Origin of the sequence: Celerinatantimonas sediminis (genome assembly GCF_046054195.1) — a bacterium.
Classification (GTDB): Bacteria; Pseudomonadota; Gammaproteobacteria; order Enterobacterales; family Celerinatantimonadaceae; genus Celerinatantimonas.
Genome location: NZ_JBEQCS010000014.1, coordinates 1 through 26,259, shown reverse-complemented (window position 1 = coordinate 26,259; position 26,259 = coordinate 1). Strand labels below are relative to the sequence as shown.

General features: G+C 43.8%; 27 protein-coding genes and 1 riboswitch. Of the genes, 11 read left to right on the top strand and 16 right to left on the bottom strand.

Annotated elements, in window-relative coordinates; all coding sequences use genetic code 11:
* The first annotated feature begins 122 nt into the window (after positions 1-122).
* Positions 123-440 (top strand): divalent-cation tolerance protein CutA, encoded by a 318-nt coding sequence (cutA, locus tag ABTQ23_RS15000; protein WP_408616561.1) that lies wholly within the window; start codon positions 123-125, stop codon positions 438-440.
* A 145-nt stretch (positions 441-585) separates the two neighbouring features.
* Positions 586-1,632 (top strand): GMP reductase, encoded by a 1,047-nt coding sequence (locus ABTQ23_RS14995; RefSeq protein WP_408616560.1) that lies wholly within the window; start codon positions 586-588, stop codon positions 1,630-1,632.
* A gap of 125 nt (positions 1,633-1,757) precedes the next feature.
* On the opposite strand, the gene ABTQ23_RS14990 is transcribed toward ABTQ23_RS14995, so the two are convergent.
* Positions 1,758-2,660 (bottom strand): LysR family transcriptional regulator, encoded by a 903-nt coding sequence (locus ABTQ23_RS14990; protein WP_408616559.1) that lies wholly within the window; start codon positions 2,658-2,660, stop codon positions 1,758-1,760.
* A 107-nt stretch (positions 2,661-2,767) separates the two neighbouring features.
* On the opposite strand from ABTQ23_RS14990, the gene ABTQ23_RS14985 reads away from it, so the two are divergent.
* Both ABTQ23_RS14985 and ABTQ23_RS14980 read left to right on the top strand, forming a co-directional pair.
* Positions 2,768-3,430: an NADPH-dependent F420 reductase gene (locus ABTQ23_RS14985; protein WP_408616558.1), complete on the top strand. Its 663-nt coding sequence runs from the start codon at positions 2,768-2,770 to the stop codon at positions 3,428-3,430.
* A gap of 195 nt (positions 3,431-3,625) precedes the next feature.
* Positions 3,626-4,222 (top strand): hypothetical protein, encoded by a 597-nt coding sequence (locus ABTQ23_RS14980; RefSeq protein ID WP_408616557.1) that lies wholly within the window; start codon positions 3,626-3,628, stop codon positions 4,220-4,222.
* 326 nt (positions 4,223-4,548) lie between these two features.
* Here the strand turns inward: ABTQ23_RS14980 and ABTQ23_RS14975 are convergent, their stop codons facing one another.
* The 3 genes from ABTQ23_RS14975 to ABTQ23_RS14965 form a co-directional block, all read right to left on the bottom strand.
* The gene (locus ABTQ23_RS14975) at positions 4,549-4,761 is read right to left on the bottom strand and encodes a hypothetical protein (RefSeq protein ID WP_408616556.1); all 213 of its coding nucleotides are present in this window, start codon (positions 4,759-4,761) and stop codon (positions 4,549-4,551) included.
* 12 nt (positions 4,762-4,773) lie between these two features.
* Entirely contained in the window at positions 4,774-4,905 is a 132-nt protein-coding gene (locus ABTQ23_RS14970) for a hypothetical protein (protein ID WP_408616555.1), read from the bottom strand.
* Positions 4,906-5,059: 154 nt separating this feature from the next.
* Positions 5,060-5,617 (bottom strand): nucleotidyltransferase domain-containing protein, encoded by a 558-nt coding sequence (locus tag ABTQ23_RS14965; protein ID WP_408616554.1) that lies wholly within the window; start codon positions 5,615-5,617, stop codon positions 5,060-5,062.
* A 484-nt stretch (positions 5,618-6,101) separates the two neighbouring features.
* Here ABTQ23_RS14965 and ABTQ23_RS14960 point away from each other — a divergent pair, with 484 nt between their 5' ends.
* On the top strand, positions 6,102-6,485 hold the full coding sequence (locus tag ABTQ23_RS14960; RefSeq protein WP_408616553.1) for a VOC family protein: 384 nt from the start codon (positions 6,102-6,104) through the stop codon (positions 6,483-6,485).
* 50 nt (positions 6,486-6,535) lie between these two features.
* Here the strand turns inward: ABTQ23_RS14960 and ABTQ23_RS14955 are convergent, their stop codons facing one another.
* A complete protein-coding gene (locus ABTQ23_RS14955) occupies positions 6,536-7,291 on the bottom strand; it encodes an SDR family NAD(P)-dependent oxidoreductase (protein WP_408616552.1) in 756 nt (251 codons plus the stop codon).
* A 113-nt stretch (positions 7,292-7,404) separates the two neighbouring features.
* On the opposite strand from ABTQ23_RS14955, the gene ABTQ23_RS14950 reads away from it, so the two are divergent.
* Positions 7,405-8,307: a LysR family transcriptional regulator gene (locus ABTQ23_RS14950; RefSeq protein ID WP_408616551.1), complete on the top strand. Its 903-nt coding sequence runs from the start codon at positions 7,405-7,407 to the stop codon at positions 8,305-8,307.
* On the opposite strand, the gene ABTQ23_RS14945 is transcribed toward ABTQ23_RS14950, so the two are convergent.
* Positions 8,304-9,212: a LysR family transcriptional regulator gene (locus tag ABTQ23_RS14945; protein WP_408616550.1), complete on the bottom strand. Its 909-nt coding sequence runs from the start codon at positions 9,210-9,212 to the stop codon at positions 8,304-8,306. The genes ABTQ23_RS14950 and ABTQ23_RS14945 overlap by 4 nt on opposite strands.
* 107 nt (positions 9,213-9,319) lie before the next feature.
* On the opposite strand from ABTQ23_RS14945, the gene ABTQ23_RS14940 reads away from it, so the two are divergent.
* Positions 9,320-10,471, top strand: a complete 1,152-nt coding sequence (locus tag ABTQ23_RS14940) for an L-talarate/galactarate dehydratase (RefSeq protein WP_408616549.1) — start codon at positions 9,320-9,322, stop codon at positions 10,469-10,471.
* 80 nt (positions 10,472-10,551) lie between these two features.
* On the opposite strand, the gene atzF is transcribed toward ABTQ23_RS14940, so the two are convergent.
* From atzF to ABTQ23_RS14905, 7 genes are all read right to left on the bottom strand, one after another.
* The gene (gene atzF, locus ABTQ23_RS14935; RefSeq protein ID WP_408616548.1) at positions 10,552-12,309 is read right to left on the bottom strand and encodes an allophanate hydrolase; all 1,758 of its coding nucleotides are present in this window, start codon (positions 12,307-12,309) and stop codon (positions 10,552-10,554) included.
* Positions 12,302-15,916 carry an urea carboxylase gene (gene uca, locus ABTQ23_RS14930; protein ID WP_408616547.1) on the bottom strand — a complete coding sequence of 1,205 codons (3,615 nt, stop codon included), beginning with the start codon at positions 15,914-15,916 and terminating at the stop codon, positions 12,302-12,304. The genes atzF and uca overlap by 8 nt, the downstream gene beginning before the upstream one ends.
* 86 nt (positions 15,917-16,002) lie before the next feature.
* Positions 16,003-16,644 (bottom strand): urea amidolyase associated protein UAAP2, encoded by a 642-nt coding sequence (locus tag ABTQ23_RS14925; RefSeq protein WP_408616546.1) that lies wholly within the window; start codon positions 16,642-16,644, stop codon positions 16,003-16,005.
* Positions 16,645-16,658: 14 nt separating this feature from the next.
* Positions 16,659-17,381 (bottom strand): urea amidolyase associated protein UAAP1, encoded by a 723-nt coding sequence (locus ABTQ23_RS14920; RefSeq protein WP_408616545.1) that lies wholly within the window; start codon positions 17,379-17,381, stop codon positions 16,659-16,661.
* Positions 17,374-18,171: an ABC transporter ATP-binding protein gene (locus ABTQ23_RS14915; RefSeq protein ID WP_408616544.1), complete on the bottom strand. Its 798-nt coding sequence runs from the start codon at positions 18,169-18,171 to the stop codon at positions 17,374-17,376. Before ABTQ23_RS14915 ends, ABTQ23_RS14920 begins: the two co-directional genes overlap by 8 nt.
* The gene (locus ABTQ23_RS14910; RefSeq protein WP_408616543.1) at positions 18,168-18,998 is read right to left on the bottom strand and encodes an ABC transporter permease; all 831 of its coding nucleotides are present in this window, start codon (positions 18,996-18,998) and stop codon (positions 18,168-18,170) included. The genes ABTQ23_RS14915 and ABTQ23_RS14910 overlap by 4 nt, the downstream gene beginning before the upstream one ends.
* A gap of 15 nt (positions 18,999-19,013) precedes the next feature.
* Complete coding sequence (locus tag ABTQ23_RS14905; protein ID WP_408616542.1) at positions 19,014-20,084, bottom strand: putative urea ABC transporter substrate-binding protein; 1,071 nt, start codon at positions 20,082-20,084, stop codon at positions 19,014-19,016.
* Positions 20,085-20,138: 54 nt separating this feature from the next.
* Positions 20,139-20,235: riboswitch (guanidine-I (ykkC/yxkD leader) on the bottom strand.
* A 297-nt stretch (positions 20,236-20,532) separates the two neighbouring features.
* Here ABTQ23_RS14905 and ABTQ23_RS14900 point away from each other — a divergent pair.
* Positions 20,533-20,904: a DUF7716 domain-containing protein gene (locus ABTQ23_RS14900; RefSeq protein WP_408616541.1), complete on the top strand. Its 372-nt coding sequence runs from the start codon at positions 20,533-20,535 to the stop codon at positions 20,902-20,904.
* Positions 20,905-20,909: 5 nt separating this feature from the next.
* Here ABTQ23_RS14900 and ABTQ23_RS14895 read toward each other — a convergent pair whose 3' ends face one another.
* The 3 genes from ABTQ23_RS14895 to ABTQ23_RS14885 all read right to left on the bottom strand — a co-directional run bounded on the left by ABTQ23_RS14895 (position 20,910) and on the right by ABTQ23_RS14885 (position 23,281).
* Complete coding sequence (locus ABTQ23_RS14895; protein ID WP_408616540.1) at positions 20,910-21,374, bottom strand: DMT family transporter; 465 nt, start codon at positions 21,372-21,374, stop codon at positions 20,910-20,912.
* Positions 21,375-21,518: 144 nt separating this feature from the next.
* Positions 21,519-22,142: a peptide chain release factor H gene (gene prfH / locus ABTQ23_RS14890; protein ID WP_408616539.1), complete on the bottom strand. Its 624-nt coding sequence runs from the start codon at positions 22,140-22,142 to the stop codon at positions 21,519-21,521.
* Positions 22,136-23,281 (bottom strand): RNA ligase RtcB family protein, encoded by a 1,146-nt coding sequence (locus ABTQ23_RS14885; RefSeq protein WP_408616538.1) that lies wholly within the window; start codon positions 23,279-23,281, stop codon positions 22,136-22,138. The genes prfH and ABTQ23_RS14885 overlap by 7 nt, the downstream gene beginning before the upstream one ends.
* 476 nt (positions 23,282-23,757) lie before the next feature.
* Here ABTQ23_RS14885 and ABTQ23_RS14880 point away from each other — a divergent pair, with 476 nt between their 5' ends.
* From ABTQ23_RS14880 to ABTQ23_RS14870, 3 genes are read left to right on the top strand one after another with little or no spacing between them, the layout of a single operon-like run.
* A complete protein-coding gene (locus ABTQ23_RS14880; RefSeq protein WP_408616537.1) occupies positions 23,758-24,678 on the top strand; it encodes a transporter substrate-binding domain-containing protein in 921 nt (306 codons plus the stop codon).
* A gap of 17 nt (positions 24,679-24,695) precedes the next feature.
* Entirely contained in the window at positions 24,696-25,526 is an 831-nt protein-coding gene (locus tag ABTQ23_RS14875) for an amino acid ABC transporter permease (protein WP_408616536.1), read from the top strand.
* Between the two features lie 8 nt (positions 25,527-25,534).
* Positions 25,535-26,185, top strand: a complete 651-nt coding sequence (locus ABTQ23_RS14870) for an amino acid ABC transporter ATP-binding protein (protein WP_408616535.1) — start codon at positions 25,535-25,537, stop codon at positions 26,183-26,185.
* Positions 26,186-26,259 lie beyond the last annotated feature (74 nt).

Genomic DNA, 26,259 nt, shown 5'->3' with positions numbered 1-26,259 from the left:
TTGTAACAAGCATATGTTAAAGCCGCAGTTCATTTAAGCTGCGGCTTTTTTATTACATGGATTATTAGGCAAGTTTTATGTCAGACTAGAAAGGTTCAAGCTTAATAATTAAGGAATGTTAAATGAGCCAATATTGCATGGTTCTAACGACAGTAGACAGTAAAGCTAATGCAGAGTTGATTACACAAAGTGTGTTACAAGCCAAGTTAGCGGCGTGTGTACAAATTCAGCCGATTGAAAGTTATTACACCTGGAAAGGCCAAGTGGAACATGAGCCTGAATTGATGCTGCGGATAAAAACGCGTAACGATTGTTATCCCCAACTGCAGCAAAAAATCTTAGCACTGCATTCTTATGAGGTTCCGCAAATTGTGCAGGTGCCAATTACCGGTGGATTACCAGAATATCTTGCATGGCTGGATGAAAACTGTTCATTTTAAATAGTGCGTTGATTTTAAAGTATAAAATGAATTGGACTGAGGTAAAAATAGGCATACAAAAAACAGCCGTTAGGGACTGTTCAAAAGGCCAATAATACGATATGCTCCTCAGGTTTGTGTGTAAGAAACTATAAAGAGGAAAGCTATGCGCATAGAATCAGACTTGAAATTGGGCTTCAAGGACGTTTTGATTCGGCCAAAGCGCTCAACACTAAAGAGCAGGTCTCAGGTTGAAGTTACTCGCCAGTATACGTTTAAACATTCTCAGTGTCAATGGTCTGGCGTACCTATCATCGCCGCTAATATGGACACTGTTGGAACTTTCGGCTTAGCGAAAGCATTAGCCGCTCATCAGATGATGACAGCGGTTCATAAACACTACAGTGTTGCACAATGGCAGGCATTTTTAGGTGAAATTCCAGCGGACTACCAGCATTATTTGATGGTGAGCACGGGCACGAGTGAGAATGATTTTGCCAACACCCGCAAAATTATGGCATTGAGCGATAAACTCCAGTTTATCTGCATTGATGTCGCGAATGGTTATTCAGAACACTTTGTGGAATTTGTATCGAAAATTCGTGATGAATTTCCTGACAAAACTATCGTCGCGGGTAATGTCGTCACGGGTGAAATGGCTGAAGAGTTAATTATTAGCGGCGCAGATATCATCAAAGTAGGGATTGGCCCTGGAAGTGTTTGTACGACTCGGGTTAAAACAGGGGTTGGTTATCCGCAGCTCTCTGCGATTATTGAGTGTGCTGATGCCGCTCACGGCTTAAGTGGTCATATTATTGCCGACGGCGGTTGCACTTGTCCTGGTGATGTTGCCAAAGCCTTTGGTGGAGGCGCTGATTTTGTCATGCTCGGTGGAATGCTGGCCGCTCATAATGAGTGTGGCGGCGAGGTTATCGAGCGTGGCGGTAAACAGTTTATGCGTTTTTATGGCATGAGCTCGCAAGCTGCGATGACCAAACACTCTGGCGGAGTGGCTGATTATCGAGCAGCGGAAGGTAAAATTGTTGAATTGCCTTTGCGCGGCAGTGTCGAGCATACCGTGCAAGATATCTTAGGTGGCGTTCGTTCTGCCTGTACTTATGTTGGCGCAAGTCGGCTCAAAGAGCTCAGTAAACGGACCACTTTTGTGCGCGTGCTTGAGCAAGAAAACAATGTATTTGGTAAAGAGAAATAGATTGCCGCACTAAACAAGGCGATAGTGCATATCGCCTTGTTTAGAAAATGCGTATTTGATTTAATCATGGCGCCTCATTACACCACCATTGGTGCCGAGATAATCCTGTAAATTCATTTATATCATCAGATAGCTACTGGATCGGTGAATTTTCTTAGTGCCGCGTCAATAAAAACCTGAACTTTGGCTCGACGCTTAAGCTCAGCTGGATAAATGAGATGCATTTGTCGAGGTGGTGGCGTGAATTCATCGAGAACAGTGAGCAATTTCCCGGATATTAGAAATTCTTGTACAAGCACTCGCGGAGCCATGATGATTCCCTCTCCAGCTAGCGCAGCTCGAAGCAGCGCATGGCTATCATTTACTCTGAGCCTTGCGAATATGGATTGTTCAAATCTTTGTCCGTCTTGATTAAATGTCCAGGTATCTTGCTGATTGGGCAAAGACCACCGATAAAGCAGACATTGGTGCTCGATTAGCTGTTCTGGGTGAGTTGGGATGTTGTGTTGCGTAAAATATTTTGGTGCTGCGCAGGTGACTAGTTGATATGGCTTGAGCGGTTTGGCAACTCGTTCAGGATCGAGTTTGTTGCCAATTCGAAAGGCTACATCACTGTCATTATCTTCAAGTTTGCCAAGATGATCGCTTAAATTGAGGTCTATTTCGATGGCTGGATAGCGGTTTAAAAACTCGCAGATAAAATCCATCAAAATAGTATTTCCAAATGAAACAGGGGCACTGACTCGCAATAATCCTTCTGGACGATTTCTCATCTGAAGCGCAATAGCATCGGCATCCTCTATGTGGTTGAGTATTTCTCGCGCTTGAGCGTAATAGCGTTGGCCAAATTCGGTGAGCGTTTGCACTCGAGTGGTCCTGCGCAGCAATGGCAACGTTAATTGTTGCTCCAGTTGGGCCACAGCTCGAGCGACACGTTGTGGCGAGAGTGATAACTTTTCAGCTGCAGCGGCAAATGTTCCAGTTTCAACCGTCATAACAAACGCTTGCAAGCATTTGAGTTTATCCATATTCACACCTTTTAATTGTGATTAAGACAATTTAAAGCGTATTTATCACATTATTCTCAATTAATTAAACTTATCACATATTTTTGATAGAGCGAGAGAGTGACAAAATGAATAAAATTTCAGTGATCGGTGCAGGTTTAGTCGGGTGTGGTTGTGCTCAGTTATTTCTTAGAGCTGGTTTCGATGTGATGCTCTCAAATTCGCGCGGGGTTGCTTCATTAAGCCGCCTTTTAAATGTAATACCCGGTTGTCAAATAGGTGATCAGGCGGATGCAATTGCATTTGCGGATTTAATTCTGCTGGCTATTCCCTATAACCAACTGGAATCGTTGTCGGCCCAAGCATTACAGGGAAAAGTGATTATGGATGCGACCAATTACTATCCTGAACGAGATGGCCATATTGCTGAATTAGATGAACATTTGACGACAACGACACAGCGAGTTGCTAAGCATTTGAACCAATCGATTGTTATCAAAGCGTTTAATGCGATTTTAGCCCGCGATCTCGTTAAAGATGCGGTGTTCGAACCAAATTTACCGAGACGAGCATTGCCTGTTGCTGGTGATGATGACGGCGCAAAAGAGAGAGTCATTGCGCTTTATCAACAAGTCGGTTACGACATTGTTGATGCTGGAAGTCTGAGCCAAAGTTGGCGATTTGAAAGAGCCAAACCTGCTTATTGTATTGCTTTAAATAAAGAGCAATTAGTCAAGGCGTTAGCCGAGGCCAAACGTGATGTCGAGCTTGAACATGGCAGTTGGCGTTAAAAGAACAAATGCAGCCACGAAAGTTTAACAGTCACTAACTAACCTTTATTTTTTCTTAGATAAGATCGATTCAGTTTGCGATTTTCTTATCAGGTTTTATCATGGGGCACTTTTTGCCAGAACGCCCTAAATGTTTGAGTTTCATAAATACATTAAAGCGGTTGTCTGAGGCTTTTTTCAGTTAAGCAGTTACATATGGATTTGTTCTTACAGGTTTGGGGTGGGGTATTTTATCTTGTTAATAAAATGCTCTTTTCGATAGCCCAAACACAGCCGTTAACAACTCGTCGGCGGCTTAAAATATTAGGTTGGGGCGTGTATATCTTCGGCGTACCGCCATGGGTTATCATTTTAGTGGGGCAACAAAATTGGATTGCAGCTTCTATTGAATTTGGCGGGATCCCAGCCATGATCTTTGGCTTATATGTGGTGATTAAAGGGCGAGTTGCGAATCACTTATATGACAAGTTAACGTCTGTCATTACCTATTTTTTTATCGTGTTAGGCAGTGGATATAGCTTGTATTGTCACCATGGCATTTCATCGCTGACTCAGGTGTTTGAAATCGGTGTGATGATCGGCTTTTTACTAGGTGGCTATCTGTTAGCCAAAGACAATATCAATGGTTGGTTTTGTTTTGCGTTGATGAATTTATCGATGGGAACGTTAATGCTGATTCAGCACAAGCCCATTTTAGCCATTCAACAGGTTGTTTCATTAGCGTTTGTATTGTTTGGCTTAATCGCAATGATTAAAAATCATAAACGCCATACGGCCCATTTAGCGCCTTAAATAAACTGGTTTTCCCTGTCACAATATCACTGTAATGTATGATGGTGACTGTGATTGAGGGAATATGATGGACTTCGACTTATCGCATTTATCATTGCAAAAGCAATTGGTTGATGACGCCTTGGCAGCATTAATTGCACAACCCGATGTGATTGCCGCAGTGCTTTCTTATCCATAATGTCTATCCTTAGCCTTTTAAGGCTTAAGCTTAGACAATTACACAGAAATTAGGACAGTCTCAAACACCGCTTGGTAAAGTTGGCGGATTTTTTGGAACAAAAAAGGTGACAGCTTTACCAAGTCCGTGTGCTTTGACTTGTTAGCACTTATTTGAACCCAATTTCCTTAGCTTTTACTGTGACAGAGTACTTTTCCCAATCTCCACCAGACATTTTAATTTTGGACTTCACCTTCATGCTGTTAGGAGCGTGAACAATATCTGCTTCTTTATAAATCTCGCCTTCGGCCATTAGATCGGTGGCGACCCTCATGCCCCTCTTAATGCCTCGCTTATACCATTGCAAAGCTTTCTCACGCATTGCTTCAGGAATTTATGAAAGCATGTCTTGGAAATCTTCACTCGGATATTTTGTGTGCCGGGGATCAGTTTTTATAGCTTCAGCTATACCATTAACAGCTTTCCGGTAAGTTGCACTTGCAGCCCCAACTGATGAATCTGACATATTTTCTCTCCATTACGAGTGCTAACGCCGCGTTAAGGGGCAGCAACGCGCTACCACCAAACTTCAATTTACTAACGTAAACACAAATACCAATACTTGAGCCAAACTCGCCATGCGTTGACTGTCCCTCTTGAACGCCTTGTTATACAAACAGTTACAGCTTGCCAGCTAGCTTTTTAAGGTGAGCTTTAGCCAATTCATTATTGTCACGACTTAACCATTTTATACAGTCGAACAGCTCCCATATTAAGCCTTTATCGCCATTGGTATAAGCTGGAAAGTCTTCGTGCTTTGGAGCTGGCTCATCGGTTAGACGCGACTCTACGATTCCAGATTTATCGAATAGAACTTTAAACGGTTTAGATATATTGAAAGGCTCATTTACGTCTAAACAGTGAATCTCCGCACTGGTCAAATCGTTGAAAATATACTTTTTAAAGAACGCGTTTTCATTATGAAAACCTTCAAGACAGTAGAAAATTTCTTTGCCGGCTTCGAAATTGGAGAAGCATAAGTCCGAAATTTTGTGGAACCCATTTTGGGTAAAAATGAGAATGTCAGCATCAGATATTCGGTCACCTTTGCCAGAAGCAAGTGAACCCAACAGCACCGCTGCTAATACATTGTCCTCAGAGGAAAATGATATACAGGCGGACTTAACTAACTCATTTTGAAGTGGTAAATGTTCAATATTTAATTCTTCCTGACTCACAACTTTCTCCGTTTGTATAACAGCTTATTCGTGCGCATGCTCGTTTACCTCGTTGGGCCAGTGAAAACGCGCACAGTTAACTATTTGTATGTAATGAACTTATCAGCATTTTGCTAAATTCACCATCTGGAAAAACGCGCACGAAGTTGGGATACAAATAGTTATAATTTCAATATGACTGTATGCATGTTCAGCTTTTAGGCATTTCAAAGAAGGGCAAAATTTGAGTGAAATGGATTAAAATTTGTAGGCGAGAAAGTCTTCGTTTGACTGCACCACAGACAAAGAGTTAACTCGTTTTGGGGCAAAAATGAGTCAGACATAATCATCATAAAACGTCAAAAATGATCAAACTATATTGGCTTTAGACAAACTTTATTATCCGACTACAAGTATTTCTTGGTCAGAGGTTACGCTGGTATATGAGCGATTAATTGAGTACCTTGATAATAATCATATTTGTAGAACGAATAGGACGTAAAAGATGATCGATCATGTAACGATGGCAGTAAGCGATATAGAAAAGAGCAAACAGTTTTACCAAAAAGCATTTAAGCCGCTTGATTATGAGGTTTCTTTTGGTGATGAAGGCTCTTTTTGGGCGTTTGATATTGGTAAAGGGTTGTTTGAAATCTATCAATCAAAAGAAGATAAAGCGCTCACTCATTTTCATATTGCGTTTCGTGTCTCTAGTCGTGATAAAGTCCATGAGTTTTATGAGGCAGCAATTGCTGCTGGCGGCCGTGATAATGGCAAACCTGGGCCGCGGCCACAGTATACTGAGAACTACTACGCTTGTTTTGTCTTTGACCCCGATGGCAATAACATTGAAGTGGTTCATGATATCTGGAACGACTGGGAAATGTAGTGATAAAACCAAGGCTGAGAGAGATGCTCAGCAGCCTTTATTATCAATGTTTATAAGATCATACCGCCAGATGCTTCGATTCGTTGGCCAGTAATCCAATCAAATCCTTCACTAAACATAGCCGTCACTGCTTTACCGATATCTTGCGCTTCTCCAACGCGGTTAAGTGCCGTCACTGAAGCAACCATTGATTGGGCTTGCTCGCTGTCGCGAATAGCTCCACCTCGAAAGTCAGTGGCAATAGCACCGGGGGCTAATGTGTTCACACGAATCTTTCTGTTGGCAAATTCTTTGGCCATATAGCGAGTCATTACTTCAACAGCACCTTTCGCCATGGCATAGGCCGCAGATCCTGGAAACGAAAAACGGGCCAGACCTGATGAGATATTAATAATGTGTCCGCCGTCAGCTATGAGCGGCAAAATTTTCTGGGTGAAGAAAAACGGCCCTTTAACATGAATGTTGAGCATCTCATCGAGCTGTTCTTCGCTGGTTTGTTCAATTTCAGCGTGTAATCCGGTTCCCGCATTATTTAACAGGTAATCCACTTTATGGCCCTCAAACTGCTTATCTAAAAGGGTGCTTAAGGTTTGCTTAAATGTGTCAAGCGAGCTGATATTGCGAACATCGCATTGTAGTGCGAATGCTTTGCGCCCGGTGCTTTGTATGGCACTGACAACTTCTTGGGCTGCTTGTTCGTTGCTATGGTAGGTAAAGATAATGTCGATGCCTTTTTCGGCAAGTTTTAACGCTGAGTCGCGACCTAATCCGCGGCTACCGCCAGTAATAAGGGCTAATTTTGTCATGGTCTGTCCCAATTCATTGCTTGATGAAAGAGTAACCAGAGTAGAGTAATTAACTTTTGAGAAAAATAGGTCTAATATGATAGGACTGTTCATTTAAAACGAACAATTAAGCTATGGATAAATTTGAATCAATGCGCCGTTTTATTGCTGTTGCGCAGACCGGCAGTTTCACTCGGGCCTCTGAGCAACTTGGTGTGCCTAAATCGGCAATTTCAGCATCGGTTAGCGCGCTTGAGGTACATCTGCAAACCCGGTTGTTGTTTCGTAACACTCGGCGTGTTTCGCTAACTGAAGCGGGAGGCCGTTTTTTAGGGCAGTGTCAGCGTTTACTTGATGAACTCGAAGGACTGGAAAATCAGTTCCAAAAGGAGAGTAATCAGTTAAGCGGTGTGATCAAAGTTGATATGCCTAGCCGATTTTTCTCCAATATTGTTGCCCCTCAATTACATAAATGGTTTGAGATGCATCCGCTTACTCAAATCGAGTTGCTCGGTGCTGATTATCGAATCGATCCGATTCAAGAGCAGGTTGATTGCGTGATAAGGGCCGGTACCCTTGATGATAGTAATTTAGTTGGGCGTTCGCTGGGCTTGATGCCGATGGTCAACTGTGTGAGTGCAAGCTATGCCAAGCGTTATGGTATTGCTCAATCACTTGATGAGTTGAATGAGCATTATATCGTTGAATATGCAGCCGATGTTCGCCAACAAAAAACCGGCTTTGAATATGTTGAAAGTGATAAGTTGCGTCGTATCAGTGTTCGTTACCTTATTTCGGTGAGCACTACCGATGCGTATTTGGCTGCCTGTTTAAATGGCTTAGGGATTGTACAATTGCCTCGTGGGGGTGTTACAAATTATCTTAAAAGTGGAGAGCTTGTCGAAGTTTTGCCTGACTATCAATGTGCCCCGATGCCACTTTCAATTTTATATGAGTCAAGACATCAGCAGCCGCGCCGCTTAAGTGAATTTATTGACTGGCTGATGAGATTATTTAGCGACGATAAAATATGCTAATTGGTATGAAACGGCGATTGAGTAAAGCCATGGCGCAGGGTGTTGAGTGTTATCTCTAACGCCGGATTATCATTGTCGCTATCCCAAATCAGTAATAGTTCGTTACTAAGCGTTTGTAATTGTGGCAATTGCCGAAAGACAACTCGCTCAAAGTGCGCATTTACACTGTGTTCTGGCACTATCGCAAGGCCCATTTCACCGCTGACCAACGATAAAATCGCAGCCGTTGAGCCCACCGAGCAAATCGTTCGCGGTTGAACATGGTTGCTTGCCAGAAGAGCGTTGATCATCTCGTAAAATGGTCGCCAACTGGTCGCATCATAACTGATAAAAGGTTGCTGCTGGAGCGATTCCAAGCTAAGCGATGGCTTACTTGCAAGTTCATGGCTAGCTGGTAACGCTAGCACAAACGATTCTTTAAGTAACACATCGCTACGCAGCCATTGCGGCAAAGGCATTTTACGCACCACGCCTAAATCGACCTGATGCAAGCGCAGAGCATTGAGCTGTTGATGGGAGGTCATTTCGCGAAGATATACTGAGATATTAGGGTGCGATGAGCTAAGTTGATTAACGAAATCTGGCAGATATTGATAGATGGAACTTGCCACAAAACTTAAAGTGACTTGTCCTTGTTCGCCGCACGCAATTCGCTGGGCTTTCTGTGTTGCTTGGCTTGCTAAATCAAGCAGCTGCTGAGCCTCAACTAAAAATGCTTTTCCTGCAGGGGTGAGTTTTACCGAGCGTGTTGAGCGCGATAGCAATGTTACGCCTATTTGATGTTCTAGCATCTGTATTTGGCGAGTGAGCGGTGGCTGCGTCATGTTTAAACTCTGTGCTGCGCGGCTAAAATTTAGCTCCTGAGCAACCGCTACAAAGCAATTCACCTGAGTTAAATTGAGCATTGATACAAATCCTGAATAAATAGATTCAATGTTGGCATTAGACAGTATTAATGCCCGGGCGCAAGCTAGTAAAGCATTGTTTCCTCTGTATAAGGATTAATTTGACCATGAGCACAAATACTAAAAATAACGTTCAGGATGCGATTCGCCAGATCACTTTAACTAGCATTGAGGTACCACTAACCACGGCGGTGAGTGATGCTAAAGTTTTAACCGGGCGACAAAAAGCGCTGAGTGCTGTGTCGTTACTGGTTGCACAAATAGACACCGAGCAGGGCGGTTATGGCCTTGGCTTTACCTACACTTTACGAGTGGGCGCTAGCGCTCAGATGGCTCTTGCTAAAGAGGTTGCGCCACTGCTGGTGGGGGAAGATCCCAGTGATATCGGCCGCCTCTGGAATAAATTATGTTGGGCTGCGGCATCAGTTGGGCGAAGTGGGGTAGCTACTCAAGCAATTGCTGCGTTTGATACGGCTTTGTGGGATTTAAAAGCGCGCCGAGCCAATCTGCCTTTAGCTAAATTATTGGGGGCTTGGCGTGAAGGCGTGCCTTGCTACAACACCTCCGGCGGATATTTGCAAGCTTCGGTAGGTGAAATTGTTGACCGGGCATCGCAATCGCTAGCGCGTGGAATCGGCGGGATAAAAATGAAAGTTGGTCATCCGGATCAAGCTAAAGATCTTGCTCGGGTTGAGGCAATTCGCAAACAACTTGGCGATAACGTGCCATTGATGGTGGATGTGAATCAGCAGTGGGATCGCACCAGTGCTCTGCGTATGGGCAAAGCACTTGAATGCTATCATTTACAATGGATAGAAGAGCCCTTGGATGCCTATGATGTGCAAGGCCATAAAGCGCTGGCTGAGGCCTTGATCACCCCCGTTGGTACAGGCGAAATGCTCACCAGTGCAGGTGAAGTTGAAAGATATATCGAACAGGACGCGGTTGACTTAGTGATGCATGATGCCCCTAGAATCGGTGGTATTACGCCTTTTCTAAAAGTGGCGGCTCAAGCTCAAAACAAAGGATTGATGATGGTGCCGCATTTTGTCATGGAAATTCATATTCATTTGGCGGCTGCTTATCCACTGGAAACTTGGGTTGAGCATTTTGAATGGCTAGAGAGCGTATTTAACGAGCGCTTGCGTATTGCTGATGGCAAAATGTGGGTTCCAGATAGACCTGGACTTGGGCTGAGTTTGCATGAACGTGTGCAGCAATGGACGGTTGCTAAAGTTGTCATTAATGCTCAAAGCTAGTCAAAACAGAAAATCCGTTACCCGTCACCGATAACGGATTTTCACTTTCTTAAATCTCTGTTGGTAGAGCTTTTAACTCGCTACGCTTTAAAATTGCGCCAGCTTTTTAAATGGGTGATCTCTTCGGCATTGTCTGTTGCGCATGGCTCGCTGATAAAACCGCTGACCCATTGCCCATCTTCCAGCTCAACTTTACCAAGTCCCAGTGGTGCACCAATTCCCATTAAAAACTCAGCTAGAAACTCAGAGCCTAATTGCCAGATCTCAACTTCAATCGATGTGCCTTGCTTGGTGTCGCGCACCATTGCCGGGCGCCGTGGAAAACCTTCATTGAGCGCAAATAACCGATAGCTCGCAGCGGTATGAGTTTGCTTGATGAGTTTAGCGCCTTTATTGCTTAATTGATGGTTGAGCGCCATGCCAGATAGGTGCGCACCACAAACACACAGATCAATCGTTTGCGGTTGAGCTTTCAGAGCGCCAAGTGGTAGAGGCAGCTGTTTTTGCCAGCGGGACGCAATGCTAAGGAGGGCATCTTCATAAAAAGTTGGACCAAACAGGGTAATGCCAAATGGTAAGCCTTGTTTCGTGCCACTTTGACGAAATCCAGCCGGTAGCGCAATCGCACTGTAATCAAGCAGGTTCATGAAGTTTGTATAAAACCCAAGATTAGAGTTAAGCGTGATTGGGTCAGCATTAACCTCATCAATAGTATAAATGGTGCCAGTGGTCGGTGTGACGATAAAATCAACCCGCGCTAGCTGTTGGTCAGCATGGCGTTTGAGCGCTTTCAGTTGATAAAGTGCCGCATAAGCATCGGCTGCGCTATAGTTTGCAGCACCGCCAATAATCGTTTGAATCACTGGCAGCGTTTGCTTTTGGTGGGCGCTAAAAAATTCGCGAAGGGCGGCGAGGCGTTCGGCAACCCATGGGCCATCATAGAGCAGTTTAGCCGCCTGACTAAATGGTGCTAAATCAATGGGTACTGCTTCACCACCCATCTGCGTTAGGGTTGCTATCGCTTGCTCATAACAGCTCTTTGCCGCTTCATCGCTAAAAAACTCAAGCTGTTCTTTGCTTGCAACCCCAAATTTAAAACTTGGCGTCATTGTTTTAACCAACTCGGGTCGGGTACGGGCAAATTCATCTTGCTCATCAAATTGTGCGGCAACTGGCCAGATGGCCGCTAGATCGTCGCTAGTTTTGGCAAAAATAGTGACACAATCTAAGCTCTTACATGCAGGCACAACACCACGACAACTGATGCGACCGATGCTGCCTTTAAGGCCTAAAATATTATTAAATGCCGCCGGAACTCGCCCGGAGCCTGCGGTATCAGTGCCTAGCGAAAAAACCACCTGACCATCGGCCACCGAAACAGCTGAGCCTGCACTGGAACCACCGCTGACATAGTCGCCATTGATACTGTTGTGACATTCACCATAAGGACTGCGAGTCCCCACTAAGCCCGTGGCAAATTGATCCAAGTTGGTTTTCCCAATAGGAACCGCGCCTGCTGCAATCAGTTTGGCAACTACAAAGGCATGTTCGCTGGGTTGATAGCTGTAATCAGGACATCCTGCAGTAGTTGGCAGATCGGCTAAATCAATATTGTCTTTGATAGCAAAAGGAATGCCATATAGTGGTAGATCTGCCGGGCTATGGCCCTCTAAATTTATAATGTACGTTTCTAATTGTTCGTCGCTTAAGAGGCTAATCCAAGCCTGATGTGAGTCGTTTCTTGCGCGCGCTAAACAATCGCGTAATAGCGTCCCGACGCTAGTCGCGCCATTGGTATAGCTGCGGTGCAGTGCTTCAATTGTCATTGGCTCAATCATGTTGTTCCTCCAGAATCAGTAAGGGTTGGCCTGCGCGAACGTTTTGGCCTGTGGGGTGGCAAATTTGGGTGATTTTTCCACAGCAAGGGGCTTTGATTTCAATTTCCATTTTCATCGATTCGATGATCATTAAGGTTTGATCGCTTTGCACCGCTTGGCCTGGCTCAACTAACACTTTCCAGACGTTCCCGGAGACCAAACTTTCAATCGCTTGTTCGCCATCTTTAAGAGTCAGCGCCGGGGCATCATCTTCTATCATCAAGTCAGCTTCGCTACTAAAGTTCGCTTGTCCGGTTTCTATCCAGCGCTGACGTTCTGCTTCAAATGCCGATTGTTGGCGCTTCTTAGCGGCCGTTATCTCAAGAGCGTTGTCCTTAAGTAATTGGTTGTATTGCTCGAGGGAAAACTCAGTTTGACGAATATCTAACGGATAATTCCCTTTCGGAAACTCACGGCGAATCCGTTGGAGTTCTTCACTTGAGACTTCATAGAATTCAATCTGATCAAAAAAGCGCAACAGCCAAGGTTTGGTAAATTCTTCGGTGGTGCGATAGCGGTTCCACATTTGCAGTGTGCGTCCGACAAACTGATAACCACCAGGCCCTTCCATGCCGTATACACAAAGATATGCACCTCCAATTCCTACCGCGTTTTCAGGGGTCCAAGTGCGGGCTGGGTTGTATTTGGTCGTGACGAGCCGGTGGCGCGGATCTAGCGGTGTCGCAACCGGTGCGCCTAAGTACACATCGCCTAATCCCATCACTAAATAACGGGCATTGAATAGAATGTGTTTGACCTCATCGATTGAGTCTAAGCCGTTGATGCGACGAATAAACTCAATATTAGATGGCGCCCAAGGCGCATTTTTTCGAACCAATTGATCATATTTTTCAATGGCCAAACGGGTTGCTTCGTCATCCCATGAAAGCGGCAGGCGGACAATGCGTGCTGGCACGCTCATCTGGTCAATATCGGTGAGTTCACTTTCAGCCTGTTCCAAATAGGCTAAAAGTTTATCGGTACTGAGAATGAGGTTGTTGTAGTGGATTTGCAGCGAGCGAATCCCTGGAGTGAGTTCTTCAACGCCTGCGATTTGGGCTTTTTCAAGCCATAGCATCAGCGCGTGAGCGCGAAACCGCAGCCGAATATCAAGCACTTGCGGGCCATATTCGACCAGCAGAAAATCATCGCCGCTGGGTCGATAAACAACTTGTTCACCATAACGCTCTGGCGGGATGGTTTTTAAAATAGCGCTAGAGATTGACGCATGCTCGATAGCAACATCGGTTTTAGTGAGCGTACGTAAAGCATTTAGCTGGGCTCGCTCCATCTTTTCGGCGCACTGCATCGAAACTGGAATAAAGCGCACTTTATCGCCAGCTTTAAGCTGTCCCATTTTCCAAAGGTCTGCTTTGATGATGGTCGCCGGGCAGACAAATCCCCCCAAACTTGGCCCGTCAGGCCCTAAAATCACCGGCATATCACCGGTAAAATCAATCGTCCCAACTGCGTATGCGTTATCGTGAATATTGGATGGATGTAAACCCGCTTCGCCGCCATCTTCTCTGGCCCAATTAGGTTTGGGTCCAATCAACCTGACACCCGTGCGGCTTGAGTTATAGTGAACTTCGTAATCATGGCTAAAGAGCGTTTGGATGTCTTGCTCGGTGAAATAATCTGGCGCGCCATGCGGCCCATAAATGACATGGAGCTGCCAGTTGTGAGTCAGTTCTGGATAAATCGCAGGATCTGCCTCTATTATCGGCGCTTTTGCTGGTGGCTCAAAGAGATGCAAAACATCGCCAGCGCGTAACTCTCGACCAACATGGCCGCCAAACTGACCCAGCGTAAAGGTCGAACGACTTCCTAAATAAGTCGGGCAGTCAATGCCGCCAGCAATTAATAGATAACTGCGCGAGCCAAAATTTTTAACTTTTCCAAGTTTCAGTGTGGCGCCAGCGGGAATATCGACAACTTGCCACATCGCAACAGGTTTGCCATCAACACTGGCGTCAATGTTAGCTCCCGCGAGGATAATCTGCCGAGCACTGTTAAATCCAAGGGTTGGGCCTGTCAGGGTAATTTCGATGCCAGCGCATTGTTCATCATTGCCCAATAGTCGATTGGCTAAGCGAAACGAATAATTATCCATCGGCCCGGATGGTGGAACGCCAATATGCCAGTATCCGACTCGACCAGGAATGTCCTGAATGGTGCTTTGTGTGCCACCAGAGAGCACATCAATAGTGGCTGGCTGCGGATGAAACGAGTTTAAACTGTTGGTTAAAATGCGTCCCTTGGCAAAAGTATCGCTGCTGAGTAAATCAATCAGATAATGGCGGTTCGTTTCAATACCATAGACTTCACTGTGCTTAAGCATGTCGATAAGCGCTTGCCGGGCTTGGCTGCGATCGTCTTGATAAGCAATTAATTTAGCCAGCATTGGATCAAATAGCGCGGGAACTTCGATACCGTTTTCAAGCCAATGATCGATGCGTTGTTCTGGCAGCTGCATCTTCGGAAAATGAACATGGCTGATTAATCCAGCGCTAGGGCGAAAGGCTTTTGCTGGGTCTTCAGCATAAAGGCGCGCCTGAATGGCATGTCCGCGAGGTGTTAATGTCGGTTTTAGCTCAGATAATGGACGAAGTTCACCAGCACCAAGTTCGACCATCCAGCGCACTAAATCAATATTAAAAACTTGCTCAGTGACACCGTGCTCGACCTGCAGACGCGTGTTCATTTCCAGAAAATAGAATTTTTCTGTGTCGGCATCGAGAATAAATTCAACTGTTCCGGCGCTGCGATAGTTTACCGATTGACCAAGTTGTACGGCTGTTTGATGCAGTTGCGAGCGCGTTTGCTCTGAAAGGTGAGGAGCCGGGCATTCTTCGATGACTTTTTGATTACGCCGCTGCGATGAGCAGTCGCGCTCACCGATTGCTAGAACTTGGCCTTGTCCATCACCAAAAATTTGAACTTCAATGTGACGAGCATGTTCGATAAATTTTTCAATAAATACGCCACTGTTAGAGAAGTTATTGGCACTTAAGCGTTTTACGCTATCAAAGGCTTTTTCTAGTTCTTCATCGTTATAACAGCATTGCATGCCAATTCCGCCGCCACCAGCGGTACTTTTTAGCATCACTGGATAGCCGACTTGTTGGGCTTTGCTTTGGGCTTGGGCTATGTCATCGAGTAAATCGCTGCCACCTAACAGTGGCACATTCGCTTTTGTTGCCAGTGCACGAGCTTTATGTTTTAGACCAAAGTCAATCATCTGCTGCGCGCTGGGCCCTAAAAATACGATATTTTCGGCTTCACAGCGTTTGGCAAATTCGGGGTTTTCACTTAAAAAGCCGTATCCGGGATGAATTGCTTGAGCGTTGGCGCGCTTGGCAATATCGATAATGAGATCCTGATTTAAATAGGTTTGTGCGCTTGTGCCGTTGCCAAGACAATAAGCCTCGTTAGCCTGCTGCACATGTAAACTGTCGGAGTCGGATTCGTGATAAACAGCTACCGATGAGATACCCATCGCCTGAAGCGTGCGGGTGATACGGCAACTAATAGCCCCACGATTGGCTATAAGCACTTTGGAAAACATAAGTGAACTCGCTTAATGCATAATGGTGCGGGTCGTCCCGCTGACAATCAGAGTGTGACTCAAGGCCGTCCTTGCACTCGTTTGCGTTATGCGTCCCAGATCACCAGTTCGATTGGTGTTGGGTTATAGGCATTACACGGGTTGTTCAGTTGTGGACAGTTGGAAATTAAAACAATGACATCCATATGCGCTTTTAGCTCAACGTATTTACCGGGTGCACTGATGCCATCGGCAAAAGTTAGACCGCCATCGGTGGTAATCGGAACATTCATAAAAAAGTTCACATTATGGGTCAGGTCGCGTTTGCTCATACCCAGTTCAGGGTGTTCGCTAACCGCTAGCAACCAGCTATCTCGGCAGGCGTGCATGTTTTTCTTTGTTAGCGAATAGCGAACTTGATTGCTCTCGGTGGCACAGGCACCCCCTAATGTGTCATGACGACCGCAGGTGTCAGCAATAATAGTTAACATGGGATTACATAAATTAGTTAACAGTGTGCTGCCTGTTTCAAGATAGACATTGCCTTGTTCGCGAATCGTATCGACGGCGCTGTAGCGCTCAGCTGTATCGGCGGCACTGAAAAACAGCGTATCGGCAGCTTGGTTGCCTTCAATATCGACGATGCGCAGTGTTTGGCCTGCTTTGACAGTGTGTAACCAATAGTTGCCGGCATTAACGACTTCGCGAAAGCTTGCGTCACTGGCGGATAATTTACTTTCAGTAAGCATGAGAGAGTCTCCTGTTAAGCGTGAATAGCGAGGTTGTAACGGCGAGTGTTTTCAAAACCACGGCCATTTTCTGGGCGAAAGTTTTTGCAATAGTCATCGTCAGAAATGGGGGATGCTTTTCGAACTTCGTAGCTAATCGCGCGGTGCGGGTATTCTTCGGCTGGATTCATCGGGTGAGGGCAGGTGTTCATCACAACCAGAGTATCCATCTCAAAGCGCAGAGTAATGCTGTCGCCCGCTTTAGAATGTTCGCGCTCAAAGGTGAAGTTGCCGTCATCATCGGTGAAGATTTTACTGAACAAATTGACATTCGCTGCGATGTCTCGTGCTCCCAAGCCAAATTTGGCAATTTCAACTAAGAAACTGTCGTAACCGTTTTGTTTCCAGTAATTGCGCTCAGTTTGATAATCACGTTCTCCCCAGCGTTTGGCAACGAGTTCTTTATTGGTTGTGCCGGCGACAGTGTCAATCCAACCGGTGTCATCTTCGGTAATTGAGCAGAAAATTCGGCCCATATCCGAATACAGACAATTGCCTTTGGTGAGTTTAAACGTGTGTTGGCATTTGAGCGTATCCGGTGCGTTATAACGCTCTAGCAAATTATGCGGATTGTAAAATAACATTCCGAGATTGGCGCCGCCCTGAGTGTCGGTAAATTTTAGCTCAGTGCCAGCTGCAACTTGTAATGACCAGTGGCTGTTGCCAGGCAGATCATCGGTGTAAAGCAATTCACTCATTGCTTGGTTCTCCTTGTTTGATGGTATGTTGAATGGTTGAAAGCTCACTTTGTTTGAGTGCGCTTGATTGGTTTAGCGACAAATCGTAGGTAATTTGGGCTCCAAATCGCTCTGGTGCATGTGGGTCGTGACGAACTTTGTCAAACACCCATAATCGCGAACCGAGCTTAAAACCTTCCGAAATATCGTGGGTGACCATAAAAATGGTCAATTGTTGTTGCTGCCATAACTCATGAATTAATTGATGCATATCGGCTCTGATCCCCGGATCGAGTGCTCCGAATGGTTCATCAAGTAGCAGCACTCGCGGTTTTTTCATCAAGGCTTGGGCGATGGCTAGTCGCTGCTGCATGCCACCAGAAAGTTCATGAGGATAGCGGTTGAGTGCGTGGCTGAGTCCGACTCTTGCGAGCATGTCCTTGGCGCGTTTAAGAATCTGCTGCTTATGTTTGCCAAAGCATTTGCCCAGTAGATGCGAGTGTGAGAGCTCATCGGCGAGCATGACATTGCCCAGTGCACTCAGATGGGGAAAAACCGAATAGCGCTGAAAGACAATGCCGCGCTGCTCGTCAGGTTCATGGATGATCGGTTGGTTATCCATGAATAATTCTCCGCGACTGGGTTGTTCAGTGCCAAGAATAAGTTTTAAAAAAGTACTTTTGCCACAGCCTGAAGCGCCGACCACAGTAATGAATTCACCGGGGTAGATATCGACATTGAGACGTTCTAAAACACATGTGTCGCCATAGTCTTTATAAAGATTTTTCGCACTTAGAATTGGCTGACTCATGCGTTAGAACTCCCGTTTAAGCTGGCATACCAAGGAAAGACTCGTAAAGAAACTTGTTTTAAAATCCAGTCCATGAGAAAGGCGAGAAAGGTTATCCAAACCACGTAGGGCAAAATAACGGCCATATCCAGATAGCGACGGACTAAAAAGATTCGATACCCCAGTCCGCTGGTGGCGGCAATGGCTTCTGCGGCAATTAAAAATAACCAAGCACTACCAAGAGTTAAGCGAACCGCTTCGATAAGCCGCGGCAGGACTTGAGGTAACATGACTCGCAGAATGATTTGCCAGCTTGTGGCGCCCAGAGTCTGAGCTTTAATCAATTGCTCTTGGGGTAAGCTGAGTGTTTTTAATTGCATGTCTCGCACCAGTAAAGGTGCAACACCAATGACAATCAGCATCACTTTAGCCAAATCACCAAGGCCAAAAGCGATAAATAGAATGGGTAAAATTGCCATGGGTGGAATTAATGAAAGTGCGGTAAACAGTGGCGACAAAGGTGCTCGAAGAAGTGGAATAGCACCATTGATGATCCCGACAATTAATCCAACCAGTGCGCTGATTCCAACTCCCATACAGAGCAGCTTTAAGCTAGAGAGTGTGTCGTTCCACAATAAATAGTCACCGGTTCGGCGGCTCGGAACGAATGCCATTTTGTAAATGGCATGATAGATACTCTCAAACGATGGCAATAGCTTGTCGTGAGGGTTAATTGCCAGTCTTGCTTGGGAGGTAATTAAATACAGTGCCACGATAATGATAAATGGCAGTAATCCCAGCAAGAGTCGGCTTGCGCGATCAGGTTTACGATTAATGAGTCGGGTCATCCCGTGCTCCTTTTCTTACAATTTGTCTGAAGCTGCGAGTTTCATGAAGGTTGGGTCAAAGCGGAACTTGATATTCCCTTTATCTCCATAAGTACCAGCGGGTGTTTGAATACCGATAAAGTCCGCACTTGGAGCGCTATCGCCAAGCAGCCCATGGTCGTATGAGAAGCGGGCAATCAGTGACATCGTTTCTTTAAGTTTTGGACTTGTGGTTTCTTTGAGCGCTTTTTGCGCGCTGTAGAACATGTAGGTGGTTTTTAACTGTTTGTTGTAATCAGCTAAATCAGTGCCAGAGGCTTTTGCCATTTCAGTGCGAGCTGCGATCCCTTGTTTACTGTCAGATTGCATCACTTTCATGGTTTCATACCATGCACCCGTCAAGGCCTTGCCAAGTTCAGGGTGTTTTTTCAACACGTCTGTTTTAACGACCATCAGGTCTAAGATTTCACCCGGGATCATGTGTGAGCTAAAGACTTCATGAGCATCTGGTTGGCTTTTAATCACATTCAGCATTGGGTTCCAGGTAACGGCTGCTGTGACATCAGGACTTTGGAAAGAGGAGACGATATCTGAGTCAGAGGTGTTGACCAGTGTGACGTCTTTTTCGCTCATGTTCTGAAATTGCAATGCACGAGCTAAAAGGTATTCAGAAACACTTAATGAAACTAAGTTAACGCGTTGGCCTTTGATGTCTTTAAGGCTTTTTTTACCTTTTAAAACAATCCCGTCGTTACCATCTGAATAGTCGCCAACAATAATGGCGCTAGTATCTACACCGCTGGCCGCTGGAATCGTGAGTGCATCCATATTGGTCATCACACAACCGGCAAATTTGCCAGCAGTGTACTGGTTGATGGATTCAACGTAGTCATTAACCTGGGTCAGATTGATTTTAATATCGTACTTGTCAGCCCATTTTTTCAAAATGCCACTTTGCTGGGCATATTCCCAAGGCATCCAGCCTGCGTAAATCGACCAAGCAATGTTAAAAGTGGGTTTTGCTGCTGCCGCGCTAAAAGAGAGCAACAGTAAGACAGGAATAAATAACGTACTAAGTTTTTTGAATAATCGAGACTTTGACATCATTCCCTCCTTGGGGGGATGGTTACAGGTTACAGAGATCAGGGCTGTGCGCCGTTGGTCTCCCGGGCTTTTATCCCGCCGTGTAACCTCAAGGAGGTCGATAACTCTCGGACCAGACACTATCGAAATAGCCGGAACCCTAGTCATCTATTAGCTAATTGTATAAGCACAGAGGAATCAACGTCAATACCGCACGCCGTAATCTCCAGTGTTGCGATAAATAAAATAGCAACAACTAGGCCAAAAAATAAAAACTTTAAAAATCATTATGATATAGTGATAAAAATATAAAATAGTATTTTTAATAAATATATTATGCACATAATTGGTGTGCTTATTTGGTGCGGGTTTTAAGTTTTAAGTGCAAAAATAACAATTGCTGAGGCATCTTTAGGTCGGTAAATTGATGCTTTATCTATCGGCTCAACCAGAGACTAGGCGACACGCTATTATGATGAAAAATCAATCACAATTACGCTATCAGAGCGCTTATTTAGCTGAGCAATTGATTGTTGATTTACTTGCTAACGGAGCTTATCACTGGCTTGATGAAGTCTGCTTATACTGCCCAGATAGTAGCGAATTGATAAGTAAATCCACACTTATCTATCTTGATGAATACCCAGATGAAGATGAGGTTGGTGACGATTTGTTTTCTGCATTTGTGGTGGACAATAACTTGGAGCTGCTTTGCTCAGGAGAGCTGTTTAAGGATGTATTAGATAATTTGCAGCATCAAGGCGCAGAGCTTAGTGTGGAGAGCATCATCGCTGCTGCAAACTTCTATTTAGAGCATGATAACTTTATTTCAATCAACGATTGATACGTTTAAGATTTAAAGAGTCGATCGCCAAACATAAAGAAAATTAGTCCGATAAACATAACGCCGAGTCCGGCATATTTATACCAATAGACCGCACGCACAGGCATCTGGATCCAGCCAAAACTATCAACCAGCATACCGGCAATTAACTGACCAAGAATGAACAAAAACATGGTGTTGGTAATACCAATTCGCGGTGCTAAGAAAATGGTGGTAAATACCGCAGATGCGCCTAATAATCCACCCAGCCACCGCCACCAAGGTTGATGGGTGAGGGCGCTGCCGATACCCGACCATTGCACCTGAAATATTGCCAACAAGCCTAAACACAATGTACCAACCGCAAATGAGATAAACGCGGCCATCAATGGCTGATTGTGCACGCCAGAGCTTAATCGGCTATTTACTGCTGCCTGAATCGCTAAACCAAATCCGCTGGCAAGCGCCATGATGAAGTAGAATAATTTCATAAACAGTCCATATGTATGTGATTTTATAAATTTTTGTTAGGTAAGACAGCTATCATGGCCGATCTAGCTCTTGCTAGTCAATCCACTGATATAAAGGCGCTACAAACCCAAAAGCATGGTTTGTAGCGCCTAATCTAACCAATCTTATATGCTAGGGTCTGCTTTAAATGAGCGTCCTTTAAACGTCCGTATCGGATTGCCTCGTTCGAGCTGGTGATGTTGCTGCCAGCGTAGTTTCTGGGTTTTGGCCTGCAGTTGCTGCTTATGTTCGGCCAATTTCGCGGCTATCAGTGCTTTTGCCAGGCGTTTATTGGCATGTTGACTACGTTCGGCCTGAACTTTAACGCTAATGCCGCTGGCGATATGTGTTGCATGAATCGCCGAGTTGGTTTTGTTGACATGCTGACCGCCAGCACCGCTTGCGCGGCACGCCGAAAAGGTTATATCACTGTCAGGCAGCTCGCTCTGATAAGGCAGAATATGTCCGCCAATAAACCAGTTTTTACGTGGATAGCGAGGCCGAAGTGGGCTTTGGCAAATCCACTGAATTGTCCCATTCCAGCTTTTGCCAAGCAAATGCTCCGCTTTGCCATCAAGAGCCACTACCACCGATTTAAAGCCGTTTATCAGTTCATCTCGTTCCGCTTCAATTAAACTGATGTGCACGTCTAGTTTTGCCGCTTCTTTTTCTAGCTGAGTGAGCGCATAGCCCACCGCTAATTGGCACTCTTGCGGGCCAAGGCCTGAGCTAAGTTGTAACATTAACATCTATGTTTCCCCGCAGTTTTATAGGTGAGCACTGGCTTAAAGCGCGCGACTAGCTCAATTAAATCGGCTTCTTGCATCAGTTGGATGATGGGTTGAATGGGTTTGTAAGCCTGTGGCGCTTCTTCATAAATTAATTGGCGATCAGCACAGATAACCCTGCTACCAAATTGGGTTTTTTGCAGTTTTTCAAATGAATAATTGCTCTCTAGGCGAGCTTTTGCACTCTTGCGGTTCCATTTGCGCCCCGCGCCATGAGCTAACGAGCAGAGGCTTTTGTCACTGACCTTAGGTTTAACCAAATAACTATAGTCACCTCGAGAGCCAGGAATGATAACGAAATCTTTATCAGCTGGCGTCGCCCCTTTTCGATGAATCCAGCCTGAGCCAAGGTGAGTATAGGGCTCGACTAAGTTATGATGCACATCTAAGCGCAAGCTCATCTCACAACTCAATGCGCTTGATATACGCATTGCGATGAGTTGGCGATTTAGCTGCGCGAACTTTAAGGCGCGATTATGCTGACAAAGATAGTGTTGCCCGGCATCGCTATTAGCCTCAATTCCCTGATGAGAATATAGCTTAAGATGTTCAGCTAAGATCTGTTCGCCGAAGCCTCGTGAGCCACTATGTACCAATAGATTCAGTTGTTTCTTATCCAAATGTGCGTCAGCAAATAAGCTTTGCGAATAGATTTTGTCGGTCACTTGCAGCTCGGCAAAATGATTGCCCCCACCGATTGTGCCGAGCGAGAATTGCCTTGCAATATCAATGAGATCATATTGGTGCAACTGTTCTTGCACCCACAATGGATATTCCTGTGGCGCGCCGTCAATGTTTCCTAAGCGCTTTTCGAGCTTATCTAGCTTTACTTTATGAGTGGCTAGACTCGTTGTAAATAAAGCCATCCCACAGCCGATATCGTTGCCAATTAAGGCCGGATAGAGCCACGTTTGGGATAAAAAAGCGGCGCCAATTGGATAGCCCTTGCCCGGATGTAAATCAGGCATGCCTACCGCAGCTTTAAGATTTGGGAGCTCAAGAGTTTTGCTTAATTGTTGGATCGCTAAATCTTCGACCCAGATTTTATCGTCGGCAACAATAGATGCACCGTTCGAAATATATTGAATGGAATTGCCCATAAAACTTTACCAAATTTTTTGTAAATCGAAAGATTGATTTTGGCAAGCCGTAAGCCGGGCAAAGCTGGAAACTAACCCTGACAAGGCTTGCAGAAAAATACTGAATAAGTCATTTGTTCCTCCAAGCGTGTTTGATATGTGAATGGAGCGCTAGTCTATAGTTGATTGACATATAAATCAATATCTATTTTCACAGTCAAACATAAATATCTTCTAATAATAAATAACAGGGTTAAATAATATTAATTTATTAATCATTCATTTTTTTAAAATCAATTTAAATATGATCAATTAAAGTGCAGAAAATAATTAATAAGATCAAAATAGCGCATTAAAAATTTATTATTAATTAATGGTTTTAAGTAACTTAATGATTTTAATGGGATTTAATTGTTGGCATAGCGATTGCTATTACAATCATGTATATACATGTAATGGTTAAATAAATATTTTCTCAATTTATAACAGAGGTTTGTATGTATAACAGACGAAAGAAATCTAGCTATTTGACGATATCTGCACTGGTGCTTTCTTTAACAGCAGCGACTGGCGTTAATGCAGCAAGTATTGATTATAATGTCCCTGGCTCAGGCATTCCGGCTGCTAAGTTTAATAAAGACATAAAAGAAATGCTTCCTGTATCTATTCAAAAATCAGGTGTCATTAAAATAGCAACAGATGCGCACTATCCACCTTGTGAATCATTTGCACCTGATAATAAATCAATGGTGGGTTATGAGCCGGACTTATGGATTGCAATTTCCCAAAAACTGGGTATTAAATATGAAGCTAAATCAATAGATTTTTCTGGATTGATTCCTGGAGTCGATAGCAAACGTTATGATATGGCCTCGGAATGTATTTCTGATAGTAAAGCAAGAGAGCATAAAGTTATGTTCGTTGAGGATGCTTTTGCAACAGGTGCGGTTTATACATTGCAAACCAATAAATCAATATCTGATAAAACAGAATCATTGTGTGGTTTAACTGTTGGGATCCAGCAGGGAATTGATTTTGAAAAAGTCGTAAAAGATGAAATGACACCTTATTGTGTATCAAAAAATCTTAAACCGATTACAGTGAACTTGTATCCATCGGGGCAAGATGTATTATTGGCACTTTATTCTGGACGAGTTGATTTTGTATTAAACGATTTAGCAGCATCTAAAAAAATCAAGGAAGCAGCTCCTCATCCAATTCGAATTGAGACCAATAAGTTTCTTCCAAAATACTATAACGGTATTGTAGTTGCCAAACATAACACTAAGTTAGCAAATGCTTTATTAGCTGCATTAAAAGAGATTAAACAAGAAGGCATCTATCAGAAGATTATGAGTAAATGGAAAATCTCAGAATTATCGTTAGATAAATTTGGCATTAATATGGTCACAAAGTAATTTGAACTGAGATAGATATGGTCGATGAAAGAAATCTTAAAATAATTAAAAGGAAAAGTTATAGTAAGCATATATCAGCCTTTTTATTTATTATATTTTTATATTTCATATACAGCTTAGTCGAAAATCCAAGATTTGGATGGGATATTGTCGGTAAATATTTATTTAACGAAGCAATCATGTCAGGGCTTTTATTGGCTGTATGTTTAACCGTAATATGTATGGTGATTGGTGTTGTATTGGGGATTATCATAGCCTTTTTTAAGGTGTCCAATGTATTTTTTTTGGAAAAGATAGCCCAACTGTATATTTGGTTTTTTCGCGGGACACCAATTTTAGTACAGTTAATATTCTGGTATAACTTATCGGCTTTGTACCCAAGCTTATATATTCACATCCCATTTTTAGATGTTGATTTTTTTAAGTTTACTACCAATGATCTGATTACGCCTCTCATCGCTGCGATACTCGGCTTGTCTCTCAATGAGGGAGCTTATATGTCAGAGATTGTCAGGGGCGGCATACTGTCAGTAGACTCAGGTCAAGAAGAAGCGGCAACATCGTTGGGAATGAAAAAAATAAAGATAATGCTCAGAATTATCTTACCACAGGCGATGCGTACTATTATTCCGCCAACTGGGAATGAAACAATTGGAATGTTAAAAATGACATCTTTGGTCAGTGTTATTTCATTATCTGACCTGTTGTATGCAGCGCAGTCGATATACTCAAGAAATTTTGAAACGATACCATTACTTCTCGTTACTTGTTTCTGGTATTTAGTTATGACAACTATTATGACTTTTTTCCAAGAAAAAGTAGAGCGGCATTATCACTATTCTACCTAGGAGGTAATATGGTTGATTACATGGTGGAGGCCATTAATGTTCATAAACACTATGGTAGTTTAGAAGTATTAAAAAATATAAATCTGAAAATATGTAAAGGTGAAGTGATTAGCCTAATTGGTCCATCAGGTTCAGGTAAATCAACTTTTCTTAGATGCATAAATAATTTAACTGAAGTTTCTTCGGGGTTTATAAAAGTAAATGGTGATTATTTATTGCATGAGTTGAAAAACAATGAACTTCATGAATTAAGTAAATCAGAGATAGCTAAGAAACGATCTAAGATTGGGATGGTTTTTCAGAGATTTAATCTTTTCCCACACTTAAGTATTTTAGATAATATCACTGAAGCACCTATACAAGTTTTAAAAGAAAACAAACAAAGTGCACAAGAGAAAGCTAAAAATTTATTAGATAAAGTTGGTCTTTTAAATAAGGCCAATGCATATCCTAATGAACTTTCAGGAGGGCAACAACAACGCGTAGCTATTGCTCGAGCATTAGCAATGAATCCTGAGCTCATGTTATTTGATGAACCAACATCAGCACTAGATCCAGAATTAGTTGGAGAAGTGCTCGATGTAATGAAGTCATTAGCTGCCGAAGGAATGACAATGGTTGTTGTTACTCATGAAATGAAATTCGCACAGGAAGTATGAATCGCCACTACTTCACTAGACGACTTTTAGCCTCATTAAAATATTGACGCTCATACTCTAACGGCGATAGCCCA